This window comes from Mariniphaga anaerophila, from assembly GCF_900129025.1.
Taxonomy (GTDB): domain Bacteria; phylum Bacteroidota; class Bacteroidia; order Bacteroidales; family Prolixibacteraceae; genus Mariniphaga; species Mariniphaga anaerophila.
Window position 1 is genome coordinate 282,693 of record NZ_FQUM01000006.1, and the last position, 24,946, is coordinate 307,638.

The 24,946-nt window shown below is 44.0% G+C and carries 20 protein-coding genes; 1 reads left to right on the forward strand and 19 read right to left on the reverse strand.

Features of this window, described 5'->3' with window-relative positions:
* Window positions 1-106 precede the first annotated feature (106 nt).
* The 8 genes from BUB08_RS14015 to BUB08_RS14050 all read right to left on the reverse strand — a co-directional run bounded on the left by BUB08_RS14015 (window position 107) and on the right by BUB08_RS14050 (window position 7,136).
* A complete protein-coding gene (locus BUB08_RS14015) occupies window positions 107-298 on the reverse strand; it encodes a hypothetical protein (RefSeq protein ID WP_073002507.1) in 192 nt (63 codons plus the stop codon).
* A gap of 211 nt (window positions 299-509) precedes the next feature.
* Entirely contained in the window at window positions 510-1,286 is a 777-nt protein-coding gene (trpA, locus tag BUB08_RS14020; RefSeq protein WP_073002626.1) for a tryptophan synthase subunit alpha, read from the reverse strand.
* Window positions 1,287-1,374: 88 nt separating this feature from the next.
* Window positions 1,375-2,556, reverse strand: coding sequence for a tryptophan synthase subunit beta (trpB, locus tag BUB08_RS14025; protein WP_073002508.1), 1,182 nt, complete (start codon window positions 2,554-2,556; stop codon window positions 1,375-1,377).
* A gap of 27 nt (window positions 2,557-2,583) precedes the next feature.
* The gene (locus tag BUB08_RS14030; protein WP_217651623.1) at window positions 2,584-3,225 is read right to left on the reverse strand and encodes a phosphoribosylanthranilate isomerase; all 642 of its coding nucleotides are present in this window, start codon (window positions 3,223-3,225) and stop codon (window positions 2,584-2,586) included.
* Window positions 3,226-3,283: 58 nt separating this feature from the next.
* A complete protein-coding gene (gene trpC / locus BUB08_RS14035) occupies window positions 3,284-4,072 on the reverse strand; it encodes an indole-3-glycerol phosphate synthase TrpC (protein ID WP_073002628.1) in 789 nt (262 codons plus the stop codon).
* A 33-nt stretch (window positions 4,073-4,105) separates the two neighbouring features.
* Window positions 4,106-5,092, reverse strand: coding sequence for an anthranilate phosphoribosyltransferase (gene trpD / locus BUB08_RS14040; protein WP_073002509.1), 987 nt, complete (start codon window positions 5,090-5,092; stop codon window positions 4,106-4,108).
* A 26-nt stretch (window positions 5,093-5,118) separates the two neighbouring features.
* Window positions 5,119-5,715: an anthranilate synthase component II gene (locus BUB08_RS14045; RefSeq protein WP_073002629.1), complete on the reverse strand. Its 597-nt coding sequence runs from the start codon at window positions 5,713-5,715 to the stop codon at window positions 5,119-5,121.
* A gap of 11 nt (window positions 5,716-5,726) precedes the next feature.
* Window positions 5,727-7,136: an anthranilate synthase component I family protein gene (locus BUB08_RS14050; protein WP_073002510.1), complete on the reverse strand. Its 1,410-nt coding sequence runs from the start codon at window positions 7,134-7,136 to the stop codon at window positions 5,727-5,729.
* Window positions 7,137-7,675: 539 nt separating this feature from the next.
* Here BUB08_RS14050 and BUB08_RS14055 point away from each other — a divergent pair.
* A complete protein-coding gene (locus BUB08_RS14055) occupies window positions 7,676-8,839 on the forward strand; it encodes a PQQ-binding-like beta-propeller repeat protein (protein ID WP_073002511.1) in 1,164 nt (387 codons plus the stop codon).
* Window positions 8,840-8,897: 58 nt separating this feature from the next.
* Here BUB08_RS14055 and BUB08_RS14060 read toward each other — a convergent pair whose 3' ends face one another.
* From BUB08_RS14060 to sov, 11 genes are all read right to left on the reverse strand, one after another.
* Window positions 8,898-9,191, reverse strand: a complete 294-nt coding sequence (locus tag BUB08_RS14060; protein ID WP_073002512.1) for a hypothetical protein — start codon at window positions 9,189-9,191, stop codon at window positions 8,898-8,900.
* A 107-nt stretch (window positions 9,192-9,298) separates the two neighbouring features.
* On the reverse strand, window positions 9,299-9,721 hold the full coding sequence (locus tag BUB08_RS14065) for a type II toxin-antitoxin system VapC family toxin (RefSeq protein ID WP_073002513.1): 423 nt from the start codon (window positions 9,719-9,721) through the stop codon (window positions 9,299-9,301).
* An 88-nt stretch (window positions 9,722-9,809) separates the two neighbouring features.
* Complete coding sequence (locus tag BUB08_RS14070) at window positions 9,810-10,061, reverse strand: DUF6364 family protein (protein ID WP_073002514.1); 252 nt, start codon at window positions 10,059-10,061, stop codon at window positions 9,810-9,812.
* 205 nt (window positions 10,062-10,266) lie between these two features.
* Complete coding sequence (locus BUB08_RS14075) at window positions 10,267-11,325, reverse strand: AMP-binding protein (RefSeq protein ID WP_073002515.1); 1,059 nt, start codon at window positions 11,323-11,325, stop codon at window positions 10,267-10,269.
* Window positions 11,322-12,368: an o-succinylbenzoate synthase gene (locus BUB08_RS14080; protein ID WP_073002516.1), complete on the reverse strand. Its 1,047-nt coding sequence runs from the start codon at window positions 12,366-12,368 to the stop codon at window positions 11,322-11,324. Before BUB08_RS14080 ends, BUB08_RS14075 begins: the two co-directional genes overlap by 4 nt.
* On the reverse strand, window positions 12,365-13,276 hold the full coding sequence (locus BUB08_RS14085) for a 1,4-dihydroxy-2-naphthoate polyprenyltransferase (protein ID WP_073002517.1): 912 nt from the start codon (window positions 13,274-13,276) through the stop codon (window positions 12,365-12,367). The genes BUB08_RS14080 and BUB08_RS14085 overlap by 4 nt, the downstream gene beginning before the upstream one ends.
* A 49-nt stretch (window positions 13,277-13,325) precedes the next feature.
* The gene (gene menB, locus BUB08_RS14090) at window positions 13,326-14,150 is read right to left on the reverse strand and encodes a 1,4-dihydroxy-2-naphthoyl-CoA synthase (protein WP_073002518.1); all 825 of its coding nucleotides are present in this window, start codon (window positions 14,148-14,150) and stop codon (window positions 13,326-13,328) included.
* A gap of 13 nt (window positions 14,151-14,163) precedes the next feature.
* Entirely contained in the window at window positions 14,164-15,846 is a 1,683-nt protein-coding gene (menD, locus tag BUB08_RS14095) for a 2-succinyl-5-enolpyruvyl-6-hydroxy-3-cyclohexene-1-carboxylic-acid synthase (RefSeq protein ID WP_073002519.1), read from the reverse strand.
* Window positions 15,843-16,958, reverse strand: a complete 1,116-nt coding sequence (locus tag BUB08_RS14100) for an isochorismate synthase (RefSeq protein ID WP_073002520.1) — start codon at window positions 16,956-16,958, stop codon at window positions 15,843-15,845. The genes menD and BUB08_RS14100 overlap by 4 nt, the downstream gene beginning before the upstream one ends.
* The gene (locus tag BUB08_RS14105; protein WP_073002521.1) at window positions 16,951-17,385 is read right to left on the reverse strand and encodes a PaaI family thioesterase; all 435 of its coding nucleotides are present in this window, start codon (window positions 17,383-17,385) and stop codon (window positions 16,951-16,953) included. Before BUB08_RS14105 ends, BUB08_RS14100 begins: the two co-directional genes overlap by 8 nt.
* A gap of 44 nt (window positions 17,386-17,429) precedes the next feature.
* On the reverse strand, window positions 17,430-24,941 hold the full coding sequence (sov, locus tag BUB08_RS14110; protein WP_245820207.1) for a T9SS outer membrane translocon Sov/SprA: 7,512 nt from the start codon (window positions 24,939-24,941) through the stop codon (window positions 17,430-17,432).
* Between the last annotated feature and the right edge of the window lie 5 nt (window positions 24,942-24,946).

Consider the following 24,946-nt stretch of genomic DNA (forward strand, 5'->3'; position numbering starts at 1 on the left):
GAATAAAGAGTTGTGCTGTTGGTGACTAAAAAGGAACAGCTTGCTGACCAATTCTATTTTTTGGCAGAAAAAAGGGGTGAATCTTACGAAACACCCCTGTGGTTTTTTACGCCGCTACACTGGAAAATAATTCTTCCAGTATTTCGGGATACTTATCTTTAAAATTTTGATAACACCAATCGTGCAGTTCCTGAACCTCGGAAGGTTCAACCCACTGAATACACTTTGCCAGTTCTTTTCTGAACAGCTGTTTACTGAAACTCACTTTGGGTAAAATAACTTTAGCATAATCGAGCATGGCCAAAATGTTTTAGTTTTATAAATCGACATTAATATAACAGCTAAAATCGAGTTTCGGTATGTTATAAAATATGCTTTAACAATCATTAACAACAACATACCTTTTTGTCTTTTTATATATGTTTGTGCCATTGCCGGTTACCCGTACAATTCAGGAAATCTGTTTAATAACATCAATCGGGTCTTTTAACACTTGCCCGAAAATAACCTTACAAAACAATGCTTTTTGCAAAATCAGCAACAGATGTTTTAAGGCCGGAATCCGGTTCCAGAGCCTTCACAAAAGCGCTTCCGATAATTGCCCCACTTGCAAATTTACATGCATTTGAAAAAGTTGCACGGTCGGAAATTCCAAAGCCAATCAGACGCGGATTTTTAAGGTTCATTTGCTCAACACGCTCAAAGTAATCCTGACGGAAATCCTCCACCTTTTTCCCCGTTCCCGTGGTTGAGGCCGACGAAACCATATAAATAAAACCACCCGACGCTGCATCAATCTTCCGAATGCGCTCTTCAGGTGTTTGCGGTGTAATCAGCAAAATATTATGCAACTGATTTTGCTCGAAATCCTTTTTAAAATGCAATTCATATTCTTCCAGCGGCAAATCGGGCAAAATAGCGCCGTCAATTCCGATTTCTCTGCATTTTTCGCAAAACGCTGCTACACCAAATTGCATCACCGGATTGAAATATCCCATTAAAATCAGCGGAATTTTAACCGTCTTTCGAATGTCTTTTAATTGCTCGAACAGCAATTTTAATGACATGCCGTTTTTTAATGCCGCTTCGCTGCTTCGCTGAATGGTAGGGCCATCGGCAGTAGGATCGGAAAACGGAATCCCGATTTCAATAAGGTCTGCCCCATTTTTTTCCAATTCATGAATAATGTCTGTGGTACTATTCAGCTGAGGAAACCCGGCTGTAAAATAGACCGAAAAAATGTTCTTCTTTTTTGATTCGAAGAGTTGGTTTATCCTGTTTTTCATTTTGTTGTTCTTTTTCCCGAAAGCACAAATATTACTCCTTCTCAATTGGTCATTCTCCTTGATATGCGCGCTTTCCGGATTTTTGTTTTTAATACCCAAAGTAGTCTAAATACGTTTCCATGTCTTTGTTACCACTTCCCGAAAGATTGATCACATTCACATCGTCGGGTTTCAATTTCAATTTCTCGAGCGCGGCCAACGCGTGTGCAGATTCCAGAGCCGGAATAATCCCTTCTTTTTGGGTAAGCAACAACGCTGCCTTTAACACTTCTTCGTCGGTTGCAGCCAGGTATTTTGCCCTTCCGCACTTAAACAAATACGAGTGCAACGGCCCTATTCCGGGATAATCGAGACCTGCAGAAATGGAGTATGGTTCTGTTATCTGCCCGTCGCTGTTCTGCATTAGCATCGTTTTACTGGAATGCAAAACGCCCGGCAAGCCCACCTGCAATGTTGCGGCTGTTTCGCTGGTTTCAACACCTTTTCCGGCAGCTTCCACTCCAATCAGTTCAACCTGCTCATCGTCTAAATAATGGTAAAATGCACCAGCAGCATTGCTTCCTCCGCCCACACACGCCAGAATTCGGGTAGGAAATTCGCTTCCGGTCTGCTCAAGAAGCTGGCTTTTCATCTCTTTACTGATTACCGACTGAAAACGCGCCACCATGTCGGGATAAGGATGCGGCCCAACCACTGAGCCAATAATGTAGTGCGTGTCTTCCGGATTATTGATCCAGTCGCGCATGGCCTCGTTGGTCGCATCTTTCAGCGTTTTGTTGCCGCTGTGAACAGGAACAACCTCGGCACCCAGCATTTTCATTTTTTTTACGTTGGGAGCCTGGCGTTTTACATCAAGCGCCCCCATGTAAACTACGCACTTTAAACCTTTTAGCGCACAAACAGTTGCTGTGGCTACTCCGTGCTGGCCGGCTCCGGTTTCGGCAATAATTCGGGTTTTCCCCAATTTCTGAGCCAGCAAAATTTGCCCCACCGTGTTGTTTAATTTGTGTGAACCGGTATGATTTAGATCTTCACGCTTCAAAAATATCCGGGTTCCGTAATGCTCAGACAAACGACCGGCAAAATACAACGGCGATGGCCGTCCCACATAGTTTTTCAGTAACTGTTCAAATTCGTTTTTGAATTCCGGAGACTCAATAATCTCCAGGTAACGGCGACGAAGCTCATCAATGTTGGCATACATCATTTCAGGAATCCAGGCTCCGCCAAATTCGCCGTAATATCCTTTTTCGTTTACATCGTATTTCATAACTCTGTTTCGATAACACGCAACGCCTCAGCGGATGTCAATCCTCCTTTGCAATTGCGAAATAAAATTCTTCAAATTTTCAATATTCTTTAATCCCGGAGCATCTTCAAAACCACTGTTCAAATCGACTCCGAAAAGTTGCGGAAGATCAATACTTACTATAGTTTCAGCATCTTCCGGTTTTATACCACCACTTAAAAAGAAAGGCGTTTCTCCCGAATAATTTTTCAGGATTTCCCAATTAAATTTTTCCCCGGAACCACCGGGCACCCCGGTTTTTGTATCGAATAAAAAATAGTCGACACTTTTTTCGTAGCTGTTCAACGCAGAAAAATTAAATCGCTCGTCCAAATTAAACGCCTTTATTACTTTCAGCCCCTGCTTTCTCAAGAGGCTACACGTTTTCGGATTTTCTTTTCCATGCAACTGCACATAATTGAAACCCAGATTTTTGGCCAGACCCAGAATCTCAAAAGCATTTTCATCCACAAAAACGGCGACCTTTTTTTTCGAGGAATCAAAAAGCCTGGGCTCGGTTACTTCACCCACAAACCGCTGCGATTTGGGATAAAAAATAAATCCCAAAAAATCTACAGGCAACTTTTCTACCGCCTCGCGATTGGCAGTATTTTTCATTCCGCAAACTTTTATTTTCAATGCTTTTGTCATTACTTATCTTTTTTACTTCCTTGTTTTTTAGCGCACCTGCAAACACCCGGTAGTGAACTTAGCCTTTCAAATTTCCGATAAATGTTCTGCACGCTTTACCCGGATTTTCTGTTTTCATAAATGTTTCGCCAATTAAAAAACCCTGGAATCCGTTCTGGCGCAAATACTGAATTTCTTTTACACCGGACAAACCGCTTTCCGAAATTTTCACCACTCTCTCGGAAATAAGGCCGGCCAACCGCACCGATGTTTCCACATCCACTTCAAAAGTTTTCAGGTTGCGATTATTCACGCCTACCAAATCGATAAACTCATTTACGAGCTCCAACTCTTCTACATTATGAACTTCCATTAGCACTTCCATCCCCAGTGTTTTGGCTTTTTTTGCCAGAACTTTCGCCTGCTTTTTCCCCAGACAGGCAGCAATGAGCAAAATTACGTCAGTCCCAAATGCTTTCGCTTCCACCACCTGGTATTCATCAATCATAAAATCTTTTCGGAGAATAGGAATTTCGGGATTTGCCGCACGCGCTTTGGCAAGATTGGCCAGTGCTCCGCCAAAATAATCGTGGTCGGTTAGTACAGACAGTCCGGCTGCTCCGGCGTTTGCGTAATCTTTGGTAACCTCTTCCACTTTTGCCTCAAAATTGATTTCGCCTTTTGACGGCGACTTTTGTTTGAACTCAGCAATAATTCCGGAAGACCCTTCTTTTTGCAGCGCTGCTTTCAGAGAATTGCATGTGCGCTGAAAACCAGGATATTTTTCGAGCTGCATTACCGAAACGACTTCCTTCCGCCGGGCAACTTCAACTTCCTTCGTTTTAACTATTTCTTCGAGAATGTTCATGTTTTCTTTTTTAACTACGAGCCGGTTCAATAACTATTCGATTACTGCATTTAATTTTTGCAGCGCCTTGCCACTTTTCAGCGATTCGCCGGCCATGTAAACACATTCCAGCAAATTCTTTTCAGGAAAAACCAGGTTTAATCCGACTGCTGCATTTGCAACCACCACGTTGTTCTGTTCTTCAGAACCATTTCCTTTTAGAATATCCATAAAAATTTTTGCAGCTTCATCTATTGAATCTCCTCCGTAAATGCTTTTGGGATGTATTTTTTCGAACCCAAAATCAGAAGGCGCAAAATAACCTTCTTTTTCTTTACCGGCAAAACGGGTCGAATCAGTAAGGGAAACCTCATCGTAACCATCGTTGCTGTTAATAACCGTATAATTTATGTTCAGGGTTTCGTACACATTTTTATAGTGGTTGAAATTTTCGTTGTTGTTTACCCCGAGCACCTGGTATTTGGGCGAAGAAGGATTAATCATCGGGCCAAGCATATTGAAAAACGTTTGCACTTTTAATGCCCGGCGCACCGGAGCAATGTGTTTCATGGCCGGATGGAAAAGCGGCGCGTGCATGAAACAAAAATTTCCCTTGTCCATATCGTTTTTCAACTTTGCCGGGTCGTTACTGAATTTATACCCCATCAGTTCCAACAAATTGGAAGAACCGCTGGTGGAAGAGACAGCATAATTACCGTGTTTGGCCACATTTACACCGGCGCCGGCAATAATAAAACAGGCCAGTGTAGAAATATTAAAGGTGTTTTTCCCGTCGCCACCGGTACCCACCACATCAATGGCTTCGTAGTCCGACAGGTCGGTAACCAGGCACAATTCAGTCATTGCCTCACGGAAACCGGCCAACTCGTCGGAAGTAATCTGGCGCATTTTAAAAACGGTTAGAAACGAGGCAAACTCCACTTCGCTGTGCATTCCTTTTCCAACCTCCAGCAGGCTTTGTTTGGCTTCTGTACGGGAGAGGGTATTTCCGTCAAATAAATATTCTAAAATGGTTTTCATTGTTAACTGCTTTAAATTAATTGTTTTTATTCCGGTCCCTGAGATACGACATCTTTCAACCCCAGCCAGTTTTCAATCATTTTCTCTCCCAGCGGAGTCAGCACCGATTCGGGATGAAACTGCACGCTTTCCACATCAAACTCTTTATGCTTCATCGACATAATCATTCCGTCTTCATCAACGCTGGTCACTTCAAAGCATGCTGGAAGATTGTCCTTTTCTACAATCCATGAGTGGTAACGTCCCACATCAAAGGTTTCGGGCAATCCGCAAAAAAGCACAGACCGGTTTTCCGTAAGTTTCACCGGAGTAGCCATGCCGTGGATTACACGATTCATGTTGTGCAAAGATCCGCCAAAAGCTTCGCCAATGGCCTGGTGTCCCAGACAAACTCCCAGCATGCTTTTTTTCGGTGCATATTCTTTTATAATATCCAGAAGAAGTCCGGCCTCTTCGGGCAAACCCGGCCCCGGAGAAAGTACAATTTTATCGTACTTTTCAATTTCTTCCAGGGCAATTTCATCGTTTCTGAAAACATCTACCGGCAACCCGGAAACCTTTTTTATGGCATGTACCAGGTTGTAAGTAAATGAATCGTAATTATCAATAACCAGTATTTTCATTGCTTTCATTTTTAATTAATCTCTTTCGCCATTTCAATTGCCTTTTTTAGCGCAGCCATTTTGTTGTTCACTTCCTGCAGCTCGTTCTCCTCTTTGGAGTCGGCAACAATGCCGGCGCCTGCCTGGTAAAACAACCGGTTGTTTTTACTCAGAAACGAGCGAATCATAATGGCATGGTTCACTGTGCGATCGAAACCAAGATACCCGATGCAGCCTCCATAGTAACCACGGTTTTGGTTTTCATACCTGTCGATGAGCTGCATTGCTTTATACTTGGGCGCGCCGGAGAGCGTTCCTGCAGGAAAAGTTTCTCCCAAAACTTTTATCAGGTTGGTGTCGTTGTTAATTTCTCCGGAAACCTGAGAAACAAGATGAATAACGTGCGAATAGAACTGCACTTCACGGTAAGTTTCCACAACCACATGCTTTGCATTCCGGCTCAAATCGTTTCTAGCCAGGTCAACAAGCATCACATGTTCAGCATTTTCTTTCGGGTCTTTACTAAGCATCTCAGCCAATTCGCGGTCGTTGTCGTCGTTACCGGTTCGTTTAAATGTGCCGGCAATGGGATGAATGTATGCTTTGTTGTTTTTTACCCTCAACTCAGCTTCAGGACTGGAGCCGAAAATTTTGTAGGTGCCGTAATCGAAATAGAAAAGATACGGCGAAGGATTGATGGAGCGCAGCGCACGGTAAACGTTAAAATCGTCGCCTTCGAACTGTTGCGAAAACTGGCGACTGAGTACAATCTGAAAAACATCGCCCCGGTAACAGTGCTGCTTTCCTTTAGTAACCATCTGCATGTACTCTTCATCTGTAATGTTGGAGGTTTCATTTCCCTTTGCCTGAAATTTATCGGTTGAAAAATTCAGGTTAACAAGCAGATGATGAATGTAGTCAATCTGAGAAGTTTCGCCTTCCAGCAGATTTTCTACCATGTGAATCTGGTTTTTGTGGTGATCGATGGCCACAACGTACTTGTAAAAACAGTATTTCACTTCCGGAATCTGGTAATCTTCTTTTGCTTCTGCCGTAAAACTAATACTCTCGAAATGCTGAACGGCATCGTAATTAATGTAGCCAAACAGGCCGTTTGCCGGGAGTTCGACTTCTTCTGACTCCACATCAAACAACTTAAAAAACGCATCCAGTTCGGCATCCAACGTTCTAGTTTCCGAAAGGAGGAAGTTCTCCTTTTCTTTTCCGGGAAGCTCTTTAGCAACCTCGCCATTGGTTACCGTAAAACAAGCCACCGGATTAAAACACACAAACGACCAGGCGTTTTCGTGCCCGTGGTAATCGGAACTTTCCAGCAAAATAGCTTTGGGGTAAAGCGTTCGCAATCGCAGGTAAATACTTACCGGCGTTACTGTGTCAGCCAAAATCTTCTGAACAACTGGTTTAAACTTCAACTTTTCCATTTTACTATTTTTGATTTATTCTATTTTTCTAATTCTATTAAACAAAAAAACGGCTCACCGTGAATCGATGAGCCGTTTTTTTAATTGCGACAATGGCATTACACCTCTTCACGGATTTGTAAAAAGTTGCTCTGCCACCACCAATTTGTATTTTGAAAATTCTTCATTTCAACGTTAATTTTATTTTATCCCAACACTCTTTTCGTGCTTATTGTTCTATCATTTTTAATAAAAAAACCTGCCCCTTTGGAGGAGCAGGCCTATTTTTAATATCTCTCAAAAATACCAATATGGCCATAAACTCCTCACTTTAAGCAAGAAGACCCCACCACGGCAGCCATATTGTATTTATATTTTTTATCATTCTATTTTTTATCGAAATCAAAAGAAGAAAAAAAAATTCAAAAACAAAACAGTTCGCCCAACTTTTTTCTATAACCTTCCTTTCAGTTTATCGTAATTAAAGATGTCGTTTAAACAAACAAGGAAAAACGGCTATGCAAAAAATAACTAACTGCCTTTGGCTAACCATTTGTTGTATGCCCTTTTTTTTCGTGGCGTCGAAAGGATTCTCGCAGATTCCTGAAGTAAGCTGGGAAAAGCAATTCAAAATAAACTCTTCCAACTATTTTTCTGATGTTGCTGAACTTCCCGGAGGGGATTTTATTCTTCTGGGAGCAATTGAAAAACCTGACGACCGGAGTTTCGATATTTGGATTGTTAAATGCAATCAAAAGGGCGACACCCTCAAATCTCTGTTGTACAAAAATCCAGGAAACGATGTTCCCATTCGTATAATTTACAACGAAGGGAAAGGTTACCTGGTGGCCTTTTTAAACGAGATGCCCCAGGCAAAACCCAAAGCATGCATTTTAGCTGTTGATTCGACTTTGGTGAAAATGTGGTCGGTAAAAGCGGAACAATTTTCCGGCATTCTGCAAACTGATGTTGCTGTTGATAATTCGGGCAACATTTGGTGGCTTAACACTTTTGCAAAAGACGACGGGAAAAACACGGTCTCACTTCAGAAGATGGATGACGAAGGAAATAAAATCGACGAGTTCAATTTTGAAGGCGACACCCCATCTGCCGGGTATTCCGTTCGCACACTTCCGGATGGAACATTGGGAATCTCCTGCCAGGTTCAACCCCAGGAAGGAAATCCGACGGTACATATTATCCGGATGGATTCAACCGGGAAAACAATGTGGGAAACTACCGTTCCTCAAAACGCAAGAACACTCACGCCCCAATGTCTGTGCTGTTCCCCCGACAATACAATACTTGTTGGAGGCTGGGCAGGATTGTGCTACAACCCCGATGCACCGACGGCAGAACAAATTTGGGATTATGACTATTTACTGACCAAATTAAGCGCTTCCGGAGAAGTAGTATGGACGCAAAACTACAACCGCGAAGGTTCAGAAAAAGGAACAGCATTGGCTGTTTTGCCAAATGCCAACATTATGGCAGCCGGAAAATGCGAAACATCATTTTCAGGAAAGATTGGCCCATGGCTATTGCTCATCGACAAAAGCGGGAAAATGCTAACCGAAAAGGTGTTCCAATTCAAATTTGTTAACGACCAGGCAGCACGCATAATTTGTACTTCCGACGGTGGATTTATTATGGTAGGCCCCGGTTATATCGATACAAATTATTTGCTTTCGGGATGGGTAAAAAAGCTCAGCCCTTTGTTGTAAACAGCAAAACCGGCTGCATGATTCTATGCTCTTCTTTTTCGACAAAGCAAACTAAACTCTATTGAGTAATTTTCCCTAGTTCAATCTCAAAATATTTTTTATGCCTAAACCAGTCAGTCCTATTTCTAGTTATTTTAATTCCTTTGAATTCGACTGTCATTTTCTGGGCACTTTTGTGGTACCCATTTCGAAATACAACAAAGTCGTATTTTATTAAACGCCCATCAGCATCCATTAATCTCTGAACCCAATACTTTTTATACTCTCTGAATTCTGATGTTTTGTCACCTCTTTTTATTTGGTCAAAAAACTCCTTTTTCAGAGTTAGATATAGAATTTTGGGGTGTTTCATTACCTACAAATCTGGTGTCTCTGTCTTATCTGTTGCAAAAAAATAACATCTATTTCTTCGGATTGCGCTATTGATTTCGAAGGTTCTTTTTGCAGAAGTGTATTTAACTACTTTGAACCAATCATTTCTAAAAACTGTTTAGCAGTCATTTTGGGCAACCTTGATTTTTTAAAATCTTTAAGATTACGTGTAATTATCAGCTCACTGTCGTTCTCCAACGCCGTAAAATATTGGAGTCCATCTTCAAAATCGGTAAATGTTTCGTCATTCAGCGCCAGTCCAATAACTCTGTCATCTAAAGGCAATACTTTCACAATCAGCCGAAGTTTTCTTAAAACGGACTTCGCGGCGGTAGAACTCATTTGCTTTAGTAAAATATAGCTTGTATTGGCAATAGTTAATGATGATACAAACAACTCTATTTGTTTTTTGTCTGCTAACGAAAAAAGCTCTGCTGCTTCTTTGTAAAAGGGGTCTCTTCCCGACAACAAATCAATCACAATGTTTGTATCTATAAAAATCTTTTTCACCAGAGTAAAACTGTTTATTTTTCACTATCCCCTATAGACTTCAAACCATTATCCGCAAACTTTTGTATAACCATTTTATCTGCTCGCTTCATTTGTATTTTTCTGCCAGATAATCACCATATTCTTTTTTGTAATCAAAATCAGCAGGCAAATCAATTACTCCGCTTATACTTTCAACCAAAGGAGTGATAGAATTATCTTTCACCTGCTCCTTTTGCGATGTTATGCTATCAAGATATGCTTCAATCATTTTGGATAGACTTACATTATGACTTCGAGCATAAACTTTTGCCCTGGCAATAACATTGTCATTTAATCTTAATGTCAATTTTGTCTCCATAATATCTGCACTTTACGATTACGTACAAAGTTAATTCAGAAATACGTCAAATGCAAATATTTGATTTCTATGGTTTACAGCCGCACCCACCGTTACATTTAAACGATACCAACCGGGAATTTTCAAACTTGCCAGCGTGCGCAGCTTCTATCAACATTCAACAAATACGTTTTTTTTGCTGGTTAAAAATCGGTTGCACTATCTGCTAAAACAGTATCTCTTTTCTGCTGATTTTCCCGGTTGGTGTACGGGGGATCTCTGCAATAAAAACTATTTGGCGCGGCTGCTCGTACTTTTCCAACTCTTGCCTGCAAATACACATCAGTTGTTCAACAAGTGTTTTATCTTCCGTTCCTTCAATAACCAGAACCAATTGCTGTCCGAGCGAATTGTGCGGTTTGGAAGAGACTAAAAACGGCTGTTTAATAAATGGCTCCAGTTTTTTCTCCAGTTCTTCAGGTGAGAATTTGATGCCTCCCGAAATAATTACATTGTCGCTGCGTCCCAATATCCGAAACGTTTTTTCGTCCTTCACCTCAGCCAAATCGGTGGTTTCAATGTACTGCGTAGAAAGCCCCGGCATGCTTATACGAAGGCATTCTTTCGCAGAAATTTGAACGTTAATGTCGTTCAGGCAGTGGTAAAACGAGTCGGCATCCGGCCCGTTTATTTTTCGCAAAGCGATGTGGGTAGCAGTCTCAGTCATTGCATAACTGGAATAGCAAGCAGCAGAAACATTTTGGAGCTGCTTTTCCACCTGTTGGGGAACAGAAGAACCGCCAATCAAAAGCTGTTCAATATTCCTGATCCAACTGTTCTCCCCTGGCTCTGTATTCAAAATTTTACTTACCTGATTGGGAACCATGGCCGCAAAACGAAACTTATTGTTTTGAAGAAAAGCAAAATCCGTTGTCGGTTCCACCATACATAAATCGAGGTTCCCCAGCAAAGCACGAACTACCATTAATTTTCCGGCAATATACTTTAGCGGCAGGCAATGCAAAATTCTGTGGCCCTCTTTTAAATGAAAAAAGCGGATGGTTCGCTGTGCACTCGCTGCCACAAACTCTTTTTTTAGCCTGATTACTTTTGGTATCCCGGTACTTCCCGATGTTTTTACTTCAACAAAATCTTCGGGGGCGTACCAGGTTTTCAAAAAAACCGCCAGTTGTCTCTCCGACTCCGTTTGCTGCTCTTTTTCAACAAATTCTGAAACTGCAACCGAGTTCCCGTTTAAAATGATATGTGACGGAAACAGATTCATTTCGCAAAAAAATTCTCCGGGAACTCAAACTTTTTGCCCAGCACCATCCACAACTCCTCTCCTTCTATTTCCAGCGGAGAAGAAATATTATTGGTAAACAGGCTTCCGGTGCCCAGCCCCTGGTAACCTTGTGCGTTTTTGTGAAATGTCCACTGCGCAATGGCATTCAGGCCGATGTTCGACTCCAGGTAAGATGTAATCCACCACCGGATATTGCGTTTTTCCGCCAGTTCAATCCATTCTACACACCCGAAAAATCCTCCATGCAGACTGGGTTTTAAAACAAGAAACTGTGGATGGATGGTATCTAACAGCTTTTCTTTTTCGGACGCGGCGCAAACCCCAATCAACTCTTCATCGAGGGCAACCGGGACAGGCGATTTTCTGCAAATCTCACCCATTTTGCTCCACTGCCCGGCGGCAATCGGCTGTTCAATGGAATGGATTTTTAACGCAGCAAGCCTTGCCAGCTTTTCCTGCGCTTCATGCAATTGAAAAGCTCCGTTTGCATCCACCCGCAACACAATCTGATCTTCGTCAAATCTCTCCCTGATGGAATTCAAAATTTCCACTTCCCTGTCAAAGTCATTGCTGCCAATTTTCAGTTTGATGCAGCGGAAACCAGCCTCCAGTTTTTCGTGCAGCTGCTGCAGAATAAAATCAGTGCTCCCCATCCAAATCAGTCCGTTGATGGGAATTCCCGCCTTTCCGTCAGTAAATTCAGAAGGGAAAAGCAGTTGCTTCCCTCCGTTCTGCAGATCGAGCCAGGCTGTTTCCAACGCAAACCGGACGGAAGAAACATTCGTTGTCAGCCCCGGATTCTGAATAAAACGAACCGGGTCTGCGCAAACCTCCGTTAATAGCTGCTCCACCTGCTCCGGGGTTTCGTAGCTCAGATCGGGCAACGGAGCACATTCGCCTACGCCTGTTTGATTGTTGTCTGTCAAAAAAAGATACCAGACTTTGCGGGCTTTATATTCACCCCGCGACGTTCTTGCCGGACGTTTAAACTGCAATTCATATTTTTTGAAATACGCTTTCACGCCACTGAAATTATTAATCCCAAACAGAAAAGTAAAGTAAATGCAAGCGTAGAGAGCGCAAGCCGTTTAAGAAACGGATCGAGTTCTTTTTCGTTTTGAATGTGGAAAATTTGCCATAAATCCCGCATAAAAAACGGGAAGGTGAGCAGGAACAAAAATTGCCAGGGTGATTGAAAATTCTGAATTGTGAAAACAACCGCAAAAACCCAACCAAGCAGCAACATTGCTGCATGATACAACCGACTCCCCGTTGCACCAATTCTTACGGGAATGGTAATCTTTCCGGAGTTCCGGTCGTTGGCAATGTCGCGCATGTTGTTCAGGTTAAGAACTCCGGTACTAAAAAGCCCGATGGTTACAGCAAGCCAAAACACAGAACCCGGAAGTGTTCCTGTATTCAGGTAAAAAACACCGGCAACCGGGAGCAGCCCAAAAAACAGGAAAACAAACAAATCGCCCAGGCCGATGTAGCCGTACGGTTTTTTCCCGGCAGTATAAAAATAAGCTGCAATTAGTGAAAGAATTCCCAACCCCACAAAAACAAAGAACGCAACCGGTGAGGAGTGTCGGGTTCCAAAATAAACCAGTAATAGTCCGGACACAAAACTCAATGCTCCGACTATCTTCATGCCGGTTTCCATCTCCTTTTTACTGATTTCTCCGCTTTGAACAGTCCGGACAGGCCCCAGTCGAAACTGATTATCCGTTCCCTTTTGGCTGTCGCCATAGTCGTTGGCGAAGTTGGAAAAAATCTGGATAAGCGTAGCCGTAACAACCGCCAGCGCACTTACCGATGCCTGAATTGCACCGTAAAACCACGCCAAACCGCACCCCATAAGAATGCCGGAAAGCGCCAAAGGAAGCGTTCGCGGGCGGGCTGCATCTATCCACGACTTTGTTGTTGCCATAATTCTATCTGGTCTCCTTACTCTTTTGCGAACAATACAAAAAAATGATTTACGGGAACTTGGGATACTTTTTAAAATCCGGTTTCCTTTTTTCCAGGAAGGCGTTCTTCCCTTCCTGCGCCTCTTCGGTGAGGTAATAAAGCAGTGTTGCATTCCCTGCAAACTCCTGAAGGCCAACCTGCCCATCGAGTTCTGCATTCAATCCCAGCTTCAGCATACGCAGTGCCAGCGGACTGTGTTCCTGCATTTTTTGTGCCCATGCAACTACTTCGTCTTCCAACTGATCGAACGGAACAACTTTGTTCACCAATCCCATTTCCAGCGCTTCGGCCGCTGAGTACTGGCGGCACATGAACCAAATTTCGCGTGCCTTTTTCTGGCCGATAATACTTGCCAGATATGAAGAGCCGAGCCCGGCATCGAAACTGCCGACTTTGGGGCCGGTTTGCCCGAAAATAGCGTTTTCGCTGGCAATGCTAATGTCGCAAACCACATGCAACACATGTCCTCCGCCAATGGCGTAACCATTTACCATTGCAATTACAGGTTTTGGCAGGCTGCGGATTTGACGCTGCACTTCGAGAATATTCAACCGCGGAATACCGTCTTTATCGATGTAGCCGCCTTTTCCCTTTACGGTTTGGTCGCCGCCCGAGCAAAATGCCTTGTCGCCTGCACCGGTTAAAACCACCACATTAATGCGCTGATCCTCGCGACAAATCCGAAAAGCATCGCTCATTTCATTTACAGTAGTTGGCCTGAACGCATTTCTGTATCGTTCGCGGTTAATGGTAATTTTTCCAATCCCGTCGAAATAATCGAAAAAAATGTCTTCGTATGTTTTAATGGTTTCCCATTTGCGTGTTGTTCCCATAATATATTCTGTTTTATTTTTTTACCAATTTAAATAGGTCTCGAAACGTTTTTACGCTTGTGCCGGCGTCCGTAAAAACTTCCAGAACAGCCGCCTTTTTCTGATCCGGCGAATAAAATTCCTGTAGTTTTTCTGTTAATTCCGACTCGTTTTCTGCCCTAAAATAATCCAGCCCAAAGGTCTGTGCAATGCCGGCTGCACTCGCTCTATTTTCAGCAAAAAAGAAGGGATTGAATGCCGGCGAATCGCCCGGGCCTTTTATCATTCCGAAAATATTTCCTCCTCCGTTGTGGACAACAACTACGCGCAGGTTCTGCCCAATGTAGTTGTTCCACAAAGCATTGGAGTCATAAAAAAAAGAAAGGTCACCCAATATTACCGTATTCAGTTTCTCCGAGGCAGAAGCAAACCCTGCCGCGGTTGAAAGAGACCCGTCTATTCCACTGGTGCCGCGGTTTCCGAAATATTCCGCATTTTGTGCCCCGGCACAAACCAGCGCGTAACGCACCGGCGAGCTGTTTCCCAAATGTACTACAGAATTCTCCGGGACTGCCTTTAATACCCGGTTAATTACCGTTAAATCGCTGAACTCAGCCTGCGAAATAAACGAATCCCGGATTTCAATAATTTGCTGTTCTTTCTCTTTCCAAACGTTTGAAAAATCGTTACTGTTTGAATTTATCTTTTCTGACAACCCGCGAAAAAACTCCGCTGGCTCCATTTCAATTACCTGTGTGAGCGACTGGTAAGTATCGTAGTGCTGCCCGGCCAAGGTCAGGTGCCAGTGGTTAGCAGGTTTATTTAACCGCAAAAACTGTTTGAGTGGCTTGGAAACAAACGTCCCTCCCAGCGTAATAAGTAAGTCTGGCCGGTATTTTTCAGAAGCTTCAGGCAACAGCGAAGTTATCTGCAAATCAATATTTTCCACAAACTGCGGATGGTTCAGGTTCCCCAGATGTTCTTTTAAAACCACTGCGCCCGATTTTTCGACGAAGGCAGCCAGAGTACTCTCAAGTTGTTGATTTGGGTTTTGTTGTCCGCACAAAATCAAAACTTTTTCAGACCGGTTAAAAGTAGCAGCCAACGTTTCCCATTCGCTTTCAGGTAAAACAGCTTTTGTTTTGGGTACACCAATAATTTTTACGGCAGTAAGCTCTTCTTCCAACAAATCGTGCAACGGCTCTTCCAGCGGAATATTAATATGCACCGGCCCCGGAGCTCCCCAAACGGCACTGTTCAGCGTTTCATTAATCAGGCGCCCGGCAAACCAAAGTTCCTTTTCCGACTCGCCCATTGGCAATACAACTTCTTTTTTACAAAAATCGCGGTAAATGTTGTTTTGCCGAAGAGTTTGGTTTTCACCCTGGTTGATCCAGTAATCCGGCCGGTCGGCAGTTAACACAACCAGCGGAATGTTTTGATAAAACGCTTCGGCTACGGCAGGCGCAAAATTAAGCGTGGCCGTTCCTGAGCTGCAAACCAAAACTACCGGTTTTTGCGTTGCCTGCGCCAGCCCCAATGCAAAATAGCCGGCACTGCGCTCATCAACAATACTTCTGCAATTAAACTTTCCGCTTCCGGCAAAAGTATGTACCAGCGGGCCACTTCGTGAACCCGGCGAAATAACAATATTTTCGATGGCTTTGGCATGCAGAATGGCAGCCAGTTGCCGAATATGTTTTTTTGTTGAAATCATCGGTTTTGCACTGCTTCAATGGCCGACAGTAATGTGGTGGCTTTTTTATTGGTTTCTTCCCACTCGTCCTCCGGTACGGAGCGGGCAGTAATTCCGCCACCGGAATACAAAACATACTGTTGCGGCAAAATTTCCATACAACGCAAATTTACAAATAATCCTACATTACCGTTCAATCGCCACGGGCCAAGATAACCTGTGTAGTAACGCCGGTTGTGCTTTTCGACCTGCGAAATAAACTTTGCAGCTTTCGATTTCGGGTAACCGCAAACCGCCGGAGTAGGATGCAACTCGGCAATAAAATCGCCCAGATTAAACGCCAGTTTTTTTGCGGCAAAACGAAAGCTTGTGGACAAATGAGCCACTTTTCCGCTTTCCAGTGTTTCCGGGCCCTGGGTGTAATAGGGATGAATATTGAACTTATAAAAGACGTCGAGCAAATACCGCGAAACAAACGCCTGCTCTTCTATTTCTTTGGTGTGCCACATGTAATCCCCGTCGTTGCGGCGCGACTGCGTGCCTGCAAGCGAAACGGTTTCCAGTGTCTTCCCTTCAGACTTTAACAGAATTTCGGGAGTAGCTCCCATCCACAACCCCGCTTTGGGCAAATTTACGAGGTAAACAAATGCCTTGGGTGTTTGCCGGTGAAGCTGTAAAAAAACCTCGCCAAGCGACTCTTGCTGGCGTTGAAACGGAATCAGCCGCGACACAATTACTTTAGCCAGTTTTGTGCGTTTTATTTCGGCAATTGTTTCTGCAATATCTGTCAGGTATTCGGGCTGCGAAATAACAAAAGAATGCTCGCCCGGCTCTTCATATTTTTCTTCATTCTGAATCTGCCCCAACCCGATTCCCATAATATCTTCTACCCCTTTTTTATAAATGCCGGGTTTTAAAAGAACCAGCGGGGTATTTTCTTCAATATGATAGGGAGCAAAAATAAAGCCTTCCTGCCCGTTCAGTTTATTGAATTGAGCAGGATAAACCAGCTCTTCGTTACAGGAAATAAGAATTTCTGGTATGTTACTCCCGGGAACCGCCCACAGTGCAAACGGGCAATTTTTGGAAAGCAGTTTATCGATAAACGAAGCAAAATCTTTCGACTCAGTCATTTCTTTTTACAATCATGTTTGTAACACGAACGGTAGAAATCAGCCGTCCTTCTTCACTTCTTACATCAACATTCCAAATGTGAGTCTTGTTTCCCTGATGGATAATTCTTGCCTCGGCCAGCGCTTTTCCCTGTTTCAACACGCCGGTATGACTGCCTGATACATTTGTTCCCAGAACTTCATTTTCCTGAAGCCCGACGATTAACATACTGCCCAGCCCGGCAAGCGTTTCTGCCAATGCAAGGTTAGCTCCGCCGTGCAACATCCCTCCGGGGCGGTTGTTCTTTTCCGAAAGCTGAAGAAAACCTTCCACCAAACCGTTTTCAATTTTGGTGACTTCGATGCCGAGATTACCGACCAGACTGTTTTGCATTGCCTGGTTGAGCAGCTCCAGCGGCGTATCAAAATTCAGTAAACTAAAATCCATAGCGATTCACTCAAAAAGATGAACCCAAAATTAAGATTTAGTTTTTACTGTGCCAAAGTAAACCGGAAACTTACGCCAACATTGGTATTCGAAGTTGGAAACGAAAGCTGGGTAAACGGATTGTTCAGCACCTTGTCGAAAAACAAACGCAACTGGAAACGGTCGCTAAGCATATAATCGGCCGTTGTTTTAATGGTGAATGCACTTTGCCCGGCAGTAATCTGATCATCGTTTTCCACAATTTTCCGCAGAACCGTTTTATTCTTGCGGTACGAAAGGTCTGCCCTCAGATTAAGATCGTTGGAGTAGGCCTTTTGCGAATTTTTGGTTTTAATAATAAGATCCATCTGCGTGAAACGGTATCCCAGACCAACCGTGTATTCATCGCTAAGCACTTCGGTAAGCTGATTATTGGCAAACGAAAGAGTAAGGTTACGTGAGCGCTTTATTTCGCCCCTGGTTGTAAAATCGTTTTGCCACATAATATCCATATTAATCAGCGGGCTGAAGGTTTCGCTAATGCTTACCGCATTAAAATCGTACGGCGTAATAAAGTTATTTGCCATATCGCGAACGTAACTAAACCCGTCGGACTGTTCCTGATAATTCAGATTGGTAATAAACGAACCCACATTATAGCTGGAACGGTATGCGTGCGTAAAATTCAACGATTTCATAATACGGTTCAACCCCGGAATTTTGGAGACCATTCCTTCGTACTGAATTCTCCAGTTAGGACGAATAAACCGAATTGACGGGAACAGCCCCAGCGAAACAGAGTTTGGATCTTTCCCCTGGTATGCAGCCAAAAATGCCGGCACCATTACTTCTACCGAATTCGGTCCGTAACCATCCGGATATCCGGGATGTTCTGCATTTGGCGCATTAGGATCGTATCCAATTCCGCCGTTCGGCTCACGTCGCCCGGCCAAACGCCAGGCAATTATTTCGCGATAATCCTTAAATTTTTCGAACGCTTCTGACTGGTGAACTTTCCCTTTTCCCATGGCAAAAAATGCAGTTCCCCAAGTTAAAGTTGACATGCTGAAGTTTCCTGTTTCGGAAAAACTGTTGGCATTAAACTCGCCCGAAGAAGGATCGTAATTATAAAACTCGCTTACATTTTTTGAGAAGGAACGATCAGCAGTAAGATCGATACGCAAATCGGGAAGAGGCTCTATTGTTGTTCGCAAATTGAACCTTTCGTTTCGGGTAAATACGTACGGAGAATTCAACGTTGAATCGGTAGTAATCCATCCTTTTTCAGCAGCACGCCGGGCAAAATTATAATCCTGCCACCCTGCCAAAAATGGAAATCCCGGAGCGAAGCTACCAACCATATCTCTTCCAAACATGTCGCTCTCCGGATAATATGCTCCGGCACCAAACAAGCGCGGCTCGGGCATGTAACCGGGTAAAACGGTACCTCCGTTAATGCTGTAATTAACAGAAATTGTACGTACGCCAATCAACATACGAGTTGTTAAATCGAGAATATCTTTTGCAAGTGACTGGTCGCCCGGCACACCTTTTACGGTTACCTGCACCTGTCCGCTATCTGCCGCAGCAATAAATTCCACGGTGTTGGCATCAACAATATTTGTTCTTCCCCTAACCAGTTCGCCATCTTCGCGGGTAGCAAGTACCCGAACTTTACGGGTATTCAACTTATGACTGATTGTTTGCGGTTTGTTTGGAGTAATTTTAATACTCCCGTTATACGTTTTTTCGACTTTGCGCTCCGGCGTCTCCTGCTCTTGCTGCCTCCGGCCGCTGCTGGCCTGGCGGTTTAAGCTGTAACGGCTACCTCCGGTTCTCCTGAACTTTTTATTCAGCTCCTGAAAATAGGGAACTTTATTGTAAAGGCTTTGCAGGTTCACATTACCGGTAAGTTGAATGTTCCGTGAATTTTGCACCCTGTTTCCCAAGCGAATTGTATCGGCGGTGATTGGCCCGGCCTGCCAGTCGAAAGTTCCCTGGTATCGAACAGTCGATGTTATAAAACTTAACATCTTAATCCGGTTGATGGGTAACGTGTACGAAACATTAACGTTGTGATTGTATAATGTCGGCCTTCCCAGATTCCACAAATTGGTAAGTATGGAATCTCTGAGCATTTCGTATTCGTCCATATCCCGGTTGATTCGCCCCTCGGGTTCATCGATGCGGGAAGTGGCTCTGGAAGAAAAATCGAACTTAATGGATCGCGTAAGGTCGTAACGCAAATCAAAGTAGCGGTTCCACAAAAAGTCTTTTTCGTAAGTTGCCGGAAGCACAAACTGCGGGTTGGTAATGTTCCGTGCCTGAATTTCGTGGTAACGGCGCGACAAATCTGTGCGGTACGAAATCTGTGTTGGCAGCGGGTAAAAATTAAAATCGCCAATTAGTTTTAAAGGGCCTTTTTGCAAAAGCTTCACTTTATTTAACGGCTCAACCAACTTTGGCCGGCTGCTGTAATTGTACGAAAACATTCCCCGGTACGTTTTATCGAGGTTGTATTCTGTATTTATATTTCTTTTGAAAATCTCGTTGTAAGAGTAGGACACCGAAAAGTTTTCCGGATCCCAAACCCGCGTTTTGGTTTGCTGCCGCTTCGGTTCCACCCGAACATTGGTAAAATTGAGGCTTTTTCGGGTAACCAGGTCTTGCGACATGTGTTTAATTGAATCCCTTATTTGCTGGGTTTCTGCTCTTTCCAGCGATTTATCCAGTTCGATATCCGGTTCCAGCGGATTGTATTTCGGAGTGCTCACGCTACGCGAATAACCGTAATACATTGGCAACCTCACCCCTGCTTTTTCCGGGAAAAAGCGCCCGAGGTCAAGGGATGTAGCAATGTCAATTTCGTTTAAATTATCCAGCGAACGACTGTTCACATTTTGGTTAATGCTTCCAAACCCGGCAGAGCGCGCGCGCCCGGCAACGGTAATGCTTCCCAAATCAGCCAGGCGGGCAGTTGCACGGGCATTTGCTGCCCAGCCGCCGCTTTCGTCAAAATCGGAAAGGCGCATTTCATTCAACCAAACTTCCACAGATTTTGGCCCGGTATTCAGCTGTCCTTTTTTATTGCGGATACCCATCATTACCACCTGCACATTGCCGAGGTTCGGGCTACCTTTAATTTTTATCCGGTTTTTATCCTTGTTCCAGCCGCGATGAACATCTTCATAAATATCCTGAATCCCCAGAGTTGAACCGGACATTCGCATTTCTGCATTCCGGTCGAGTTTCAGGTCTGTAAAAATTTCGAGCGGAATATCCAGCCTGTTTTCATCGGGCCAAACAATATACCTGTCGTTTTCAATCTCGCCATTGTACCTGCCGGCGGGCGTTAGTTTTAACGGAACCTCGTATTCGTAGTAGTTGTAATTGTAGTCAGATCCCAGGCGAATAAAAAAGTGCAGTTCGTCATCATCCAGCGGATAGTCGGCCATCTCTTCGGCGTGAACTTCCAGCTTAAGCCTTTTATACCTTCTGAAATCCATGTACAACGATTTGTATGCAGCACGGGCATCTCCCGGTTCCAGATCTGTTACTTTCAATACCATCGACTGTTCGTTCAACTGCCTCATTTGCGGGTTAGCCGGATCAATCACCCGACTGATTCCCGGAGGAAGAACATAGTTTACCGGCTCTCGGCTGCCGTTTTCCTCAATGTTTACGGCCGACACATCGAAAGTAGCATTGGGAGAAACCGCATCCAACTCTCCGATGTGATTGGTATAACGGCGCCAGTCGGCACGCACCAGGTCAAGCGTAGCAAAACGTAAAATCACCGGATCTTCAAATCCGCGCAAATACATTCTTAAAAACCGAATGGATTTAAAATCACGAATATTTCCAAACACATCGTCGGGATTACGAACCGGAATTTTAAACTGGTACCATTTCACTTCGCCAATCTGCCCATTTTTCAATTGTACCCGGCTTTCCTTAATATCCGTAATATAATTGTCGCCCAACTGCATGTCTTCTTTGCGAATGTTCACTTTGTACTGGTAATACCGTTCGTGTTCATTCAGGGTATTGTCGCTGTTAATATCTTCTACATCCGGAATAGTGGAAGCTGCCGTCGGGTATGATTCTTCCGACATTTCGCTTGTGGGAGAGTTCCCGTCGGGCCCATTATAATTTTTATACCTGTCCAAAATACTTACCTCATCCCGGTCGAAATCGGAACTCCGGTAATAATTAAAGTTATCGGAAGACGGGTCTTTGTAATATCGATCAAACACATCGTCGTAAACCAAATCGCGCAGTTGGTTCAGGTAATCTTCATAAAAAAGCATTTCGTCATCGTCAGACAATCCGTCGAGCCCGATGTCCTGATACCTGCGCGCTTCGTCGTCGTTAACAAAAGCATTAACCAGCGATTGTAACGTAGAAACACGCCCCCACACAGTTGTATCAACATTTGCAACCTCTGCTGAAGTTGGCAATCCCTGTTCAAATGATTTTCTGCCGTCTTTCAGAATATCTTCAGAAATTTCACCTAAGTTGAAATACAAATCCCCACCGTTGTGCTGGTTCAGTGTATCGTAAACAAAAGGGTCCATCATCCAGAACTCGATGAATTCGATGTTGGAAGTTTCAAAGTCGTTGGTTTCTATACGCCGCATAATTCCACCCCATCTGGATTCAGGCGCGGCCAAAGTTCCGTCGGGGTTAACACCGGCCGAAAAAGCAGACGGGTGCGTATCATAGTTATACGGGCCACGTTCTTCGGGATAATAAGCTAAATCGAAAACCGGAATATTGGTCGGCTGCCCCACCGGCGATTCCTTGGCGGGGAAAATTTCTTTTTCAAAAACCTCGCGGACAAAATGATTGGATTGTTGATCCGGATCATTTTTGATGTGCCCGGGAGTAAGGCTGTTGTTTCTCAAAAACAGCGGGTCGATAATATAATACGCGAGTTTTGCGCGGTTGAACCCGTATTCGAGCTGATTAGTCAAATTTCCCTCCGGAAACAGATTGTTCTGCAACTGGGGAGTACTGGCCAGGCTCCATGTCTGACGGGCTTTCAAGTCGATACTGGTTTTGGTTCCTTCAAAATCATCGATATACGCGTTTCCGCTATCTTCAATTACCTTCGAATGGCCGGGAATTAATTTAGCTACTTCGGCCTCCACATCAATGGTTGAAGGAGTATTGGTGCTGTAAAACGGCAAAGCATCCACCGCTTTTGTAAGCAGCATACTTTGCGTAGAGTAGCGGGCATCCATCCCAATCATCAGGTTGGAAATAGGATCTTCTCCGTAGTCAACTTTCTGCGTAAGCGGGCGTTCCTGCATATACAAAGCAGTGGCGCCAACATTAAAATTGTCAGAGAAAGCATAATTGGCATGAGTTCCCAAAAGTGTTTTCCGCTGCATGGTAAACAGGTCTTCACTTTCGGTCGACACCTGAATTGGTGTACCGGCCTCCAGCAATGCCTGGTTGATAATTTTTACGCGTCCGAGCGTGTAATCCACCGTATAGTCCACGTTTTCAGTCAACTCTCTGCCGCCGGCAGTTACTTTTACCGACCCCTGAGCCAGGTTAAGCGAACCAATTGAAATATCAGATCCGGAAGCCCCTTTGTAACTCCCTACCAGCCTGAATTTATTGTGCTCGGCATCCTGTTCTGCAATAACCTGCGTAGAGTCGTACAACGACTGAAACGTATATTTCTCAGCCAGCATCGGATCCCGGATCGAGTCGGCCAGATGCTTGCCAAACGGCTCCAAAACCGGAAAAATAATCCGGCCACGATTAGAATTTACCGTAATCCCTTCGATGTAGTCAAAAACACCGTCTTTGTATGGGTCGAGCTGTTTATTCAGTTTATCGAGGTTCATTACCTCAAGCAGAATGTGCCCGTTCAAACGCCCCTCTGGCAGATAATTAATGTAGGTTCCGGTGGAATCGTTCTGATAAACCACGTTCAGAGAAAAATCTTCGCTGGTAAGCTGGTAAGCATCCAGATTGTAAATATTTTTCATCATCAAATCCCAGGTGGGTAAACCCGGAGACAGATTGGTGCCTTTCAAAAGTTTCAGAATAAGTGTTTGAGGGGCAGCAATCCCGTCGGTTGAAAATTCACCTACCTGAAACACTTTTCCATTTGACGTATAACTGAATGCGACTGCCAGAATCTCATCTGAGTTAAGTGCAGTGTTCAGCGAAATGTAACCCAGGCGCTCGTTTATGGTATATTCCGAAGCAGAGAGTTTTCGTGCCTGTTCAATCTTCTCGAAATCCTGACCGCCGGTAAAATCTTCACCAAACTGCGACATAACAGCAGTAATGTTTTGCGTACTTCGAATGTCACTGTATGTTGTTGTCATCTGGTCGTACAGCCCGTTCGCTTTATTGTTGGGGAAAATATTTTCGGGATAAGGTTGCCCCATGGACTGCTGAAACTGAGGCAGGTTATTGTAAATATGCGGGTTGTGTTCTCCCAAATCCTGAAAGGCAATAATATTTCGCGACTCTTCAAAGTTATTCGATTTGTTGGTTACCCAAATCTCAATTTTGTTGATGCTGATTGGCGATGTAGGCACTGCGGTGTTTTTCAGCCAGTTGTCGTAATTTTCTCTAAAATACTGAGACAAAAAGAAGTGCCGGTTGGCATCGTAGTCGGCAGCGGATATTTCGTAAGTAGTAACCTGTGCTCCACCTTCTGTTTCAACAGTTTGTGTTTCGCCCTTGTGTTGAGAAAACAGTGTTGTGAGGGTTAATTTTCCGAACTGCATTTCGGCCTTTACACCGAAGAGGTTCGACGCTCCGGTAATCAAAGATCCATTCAGCGGCAACGAAACATTTCCGGCCTCAATGCGCTTGATTATTTCATCTTCGTCGCCAGTATATTCCAGGTTCATTTTGTTTTCGTAATCAAACGTGGCTTCGGTATTGTAGTTTACCCGCATGTTCATTTTGGTACCGATCTGCCCCATCACGTTCATCTGGATTTTTTCGTCGAAATCGAAAGTCGGAACCCGCTGCAAACGCACCGGGATGGCCGGGTTTTCGGTTTTATTTACCTGGTAACCAAAGCTAACTTCCACATATCCCTGCGGCTGAATATTTACCACGTTTCCGCCAAACACCCGGTTAAAAGCCTCGCCACCAATTGTAAGCTGCGGAATAAGCGATCCGCGCTGATCCATTTCGTGAATCCGGCTGCGTTGCCGCCAGTAATCCTTAACCGACTTTTCAAAATCGTAATTGATATAATCGTCCAGCGACATGGCCTGCGGCAAGCGGTAATTCAAATTACCAATTTTCTCATAGAAAATGTACTGCCCTGTTTCGGGGTCGTACTCAATCTCGAAATTAATATTGCTGGGTTTATTGAGAAATATCTGAGTAGAATCCTGCGACGGAGTTCCGAATGCCGGTTGATCTTTAAACGGAAACGGAAGTGGCCCCGTGGTATCCATTGCAACGGTATCCTGGGGTTGTGCCATCGAAAAATGCGCCATGCCATTGGCAGCCGCAACTCCATTTACGGCAAGTGCAAGCAGGGACGCAAGCAGGCAAGATAAGTTTAAATTACGTAAAAAACGGGCCAATCTCA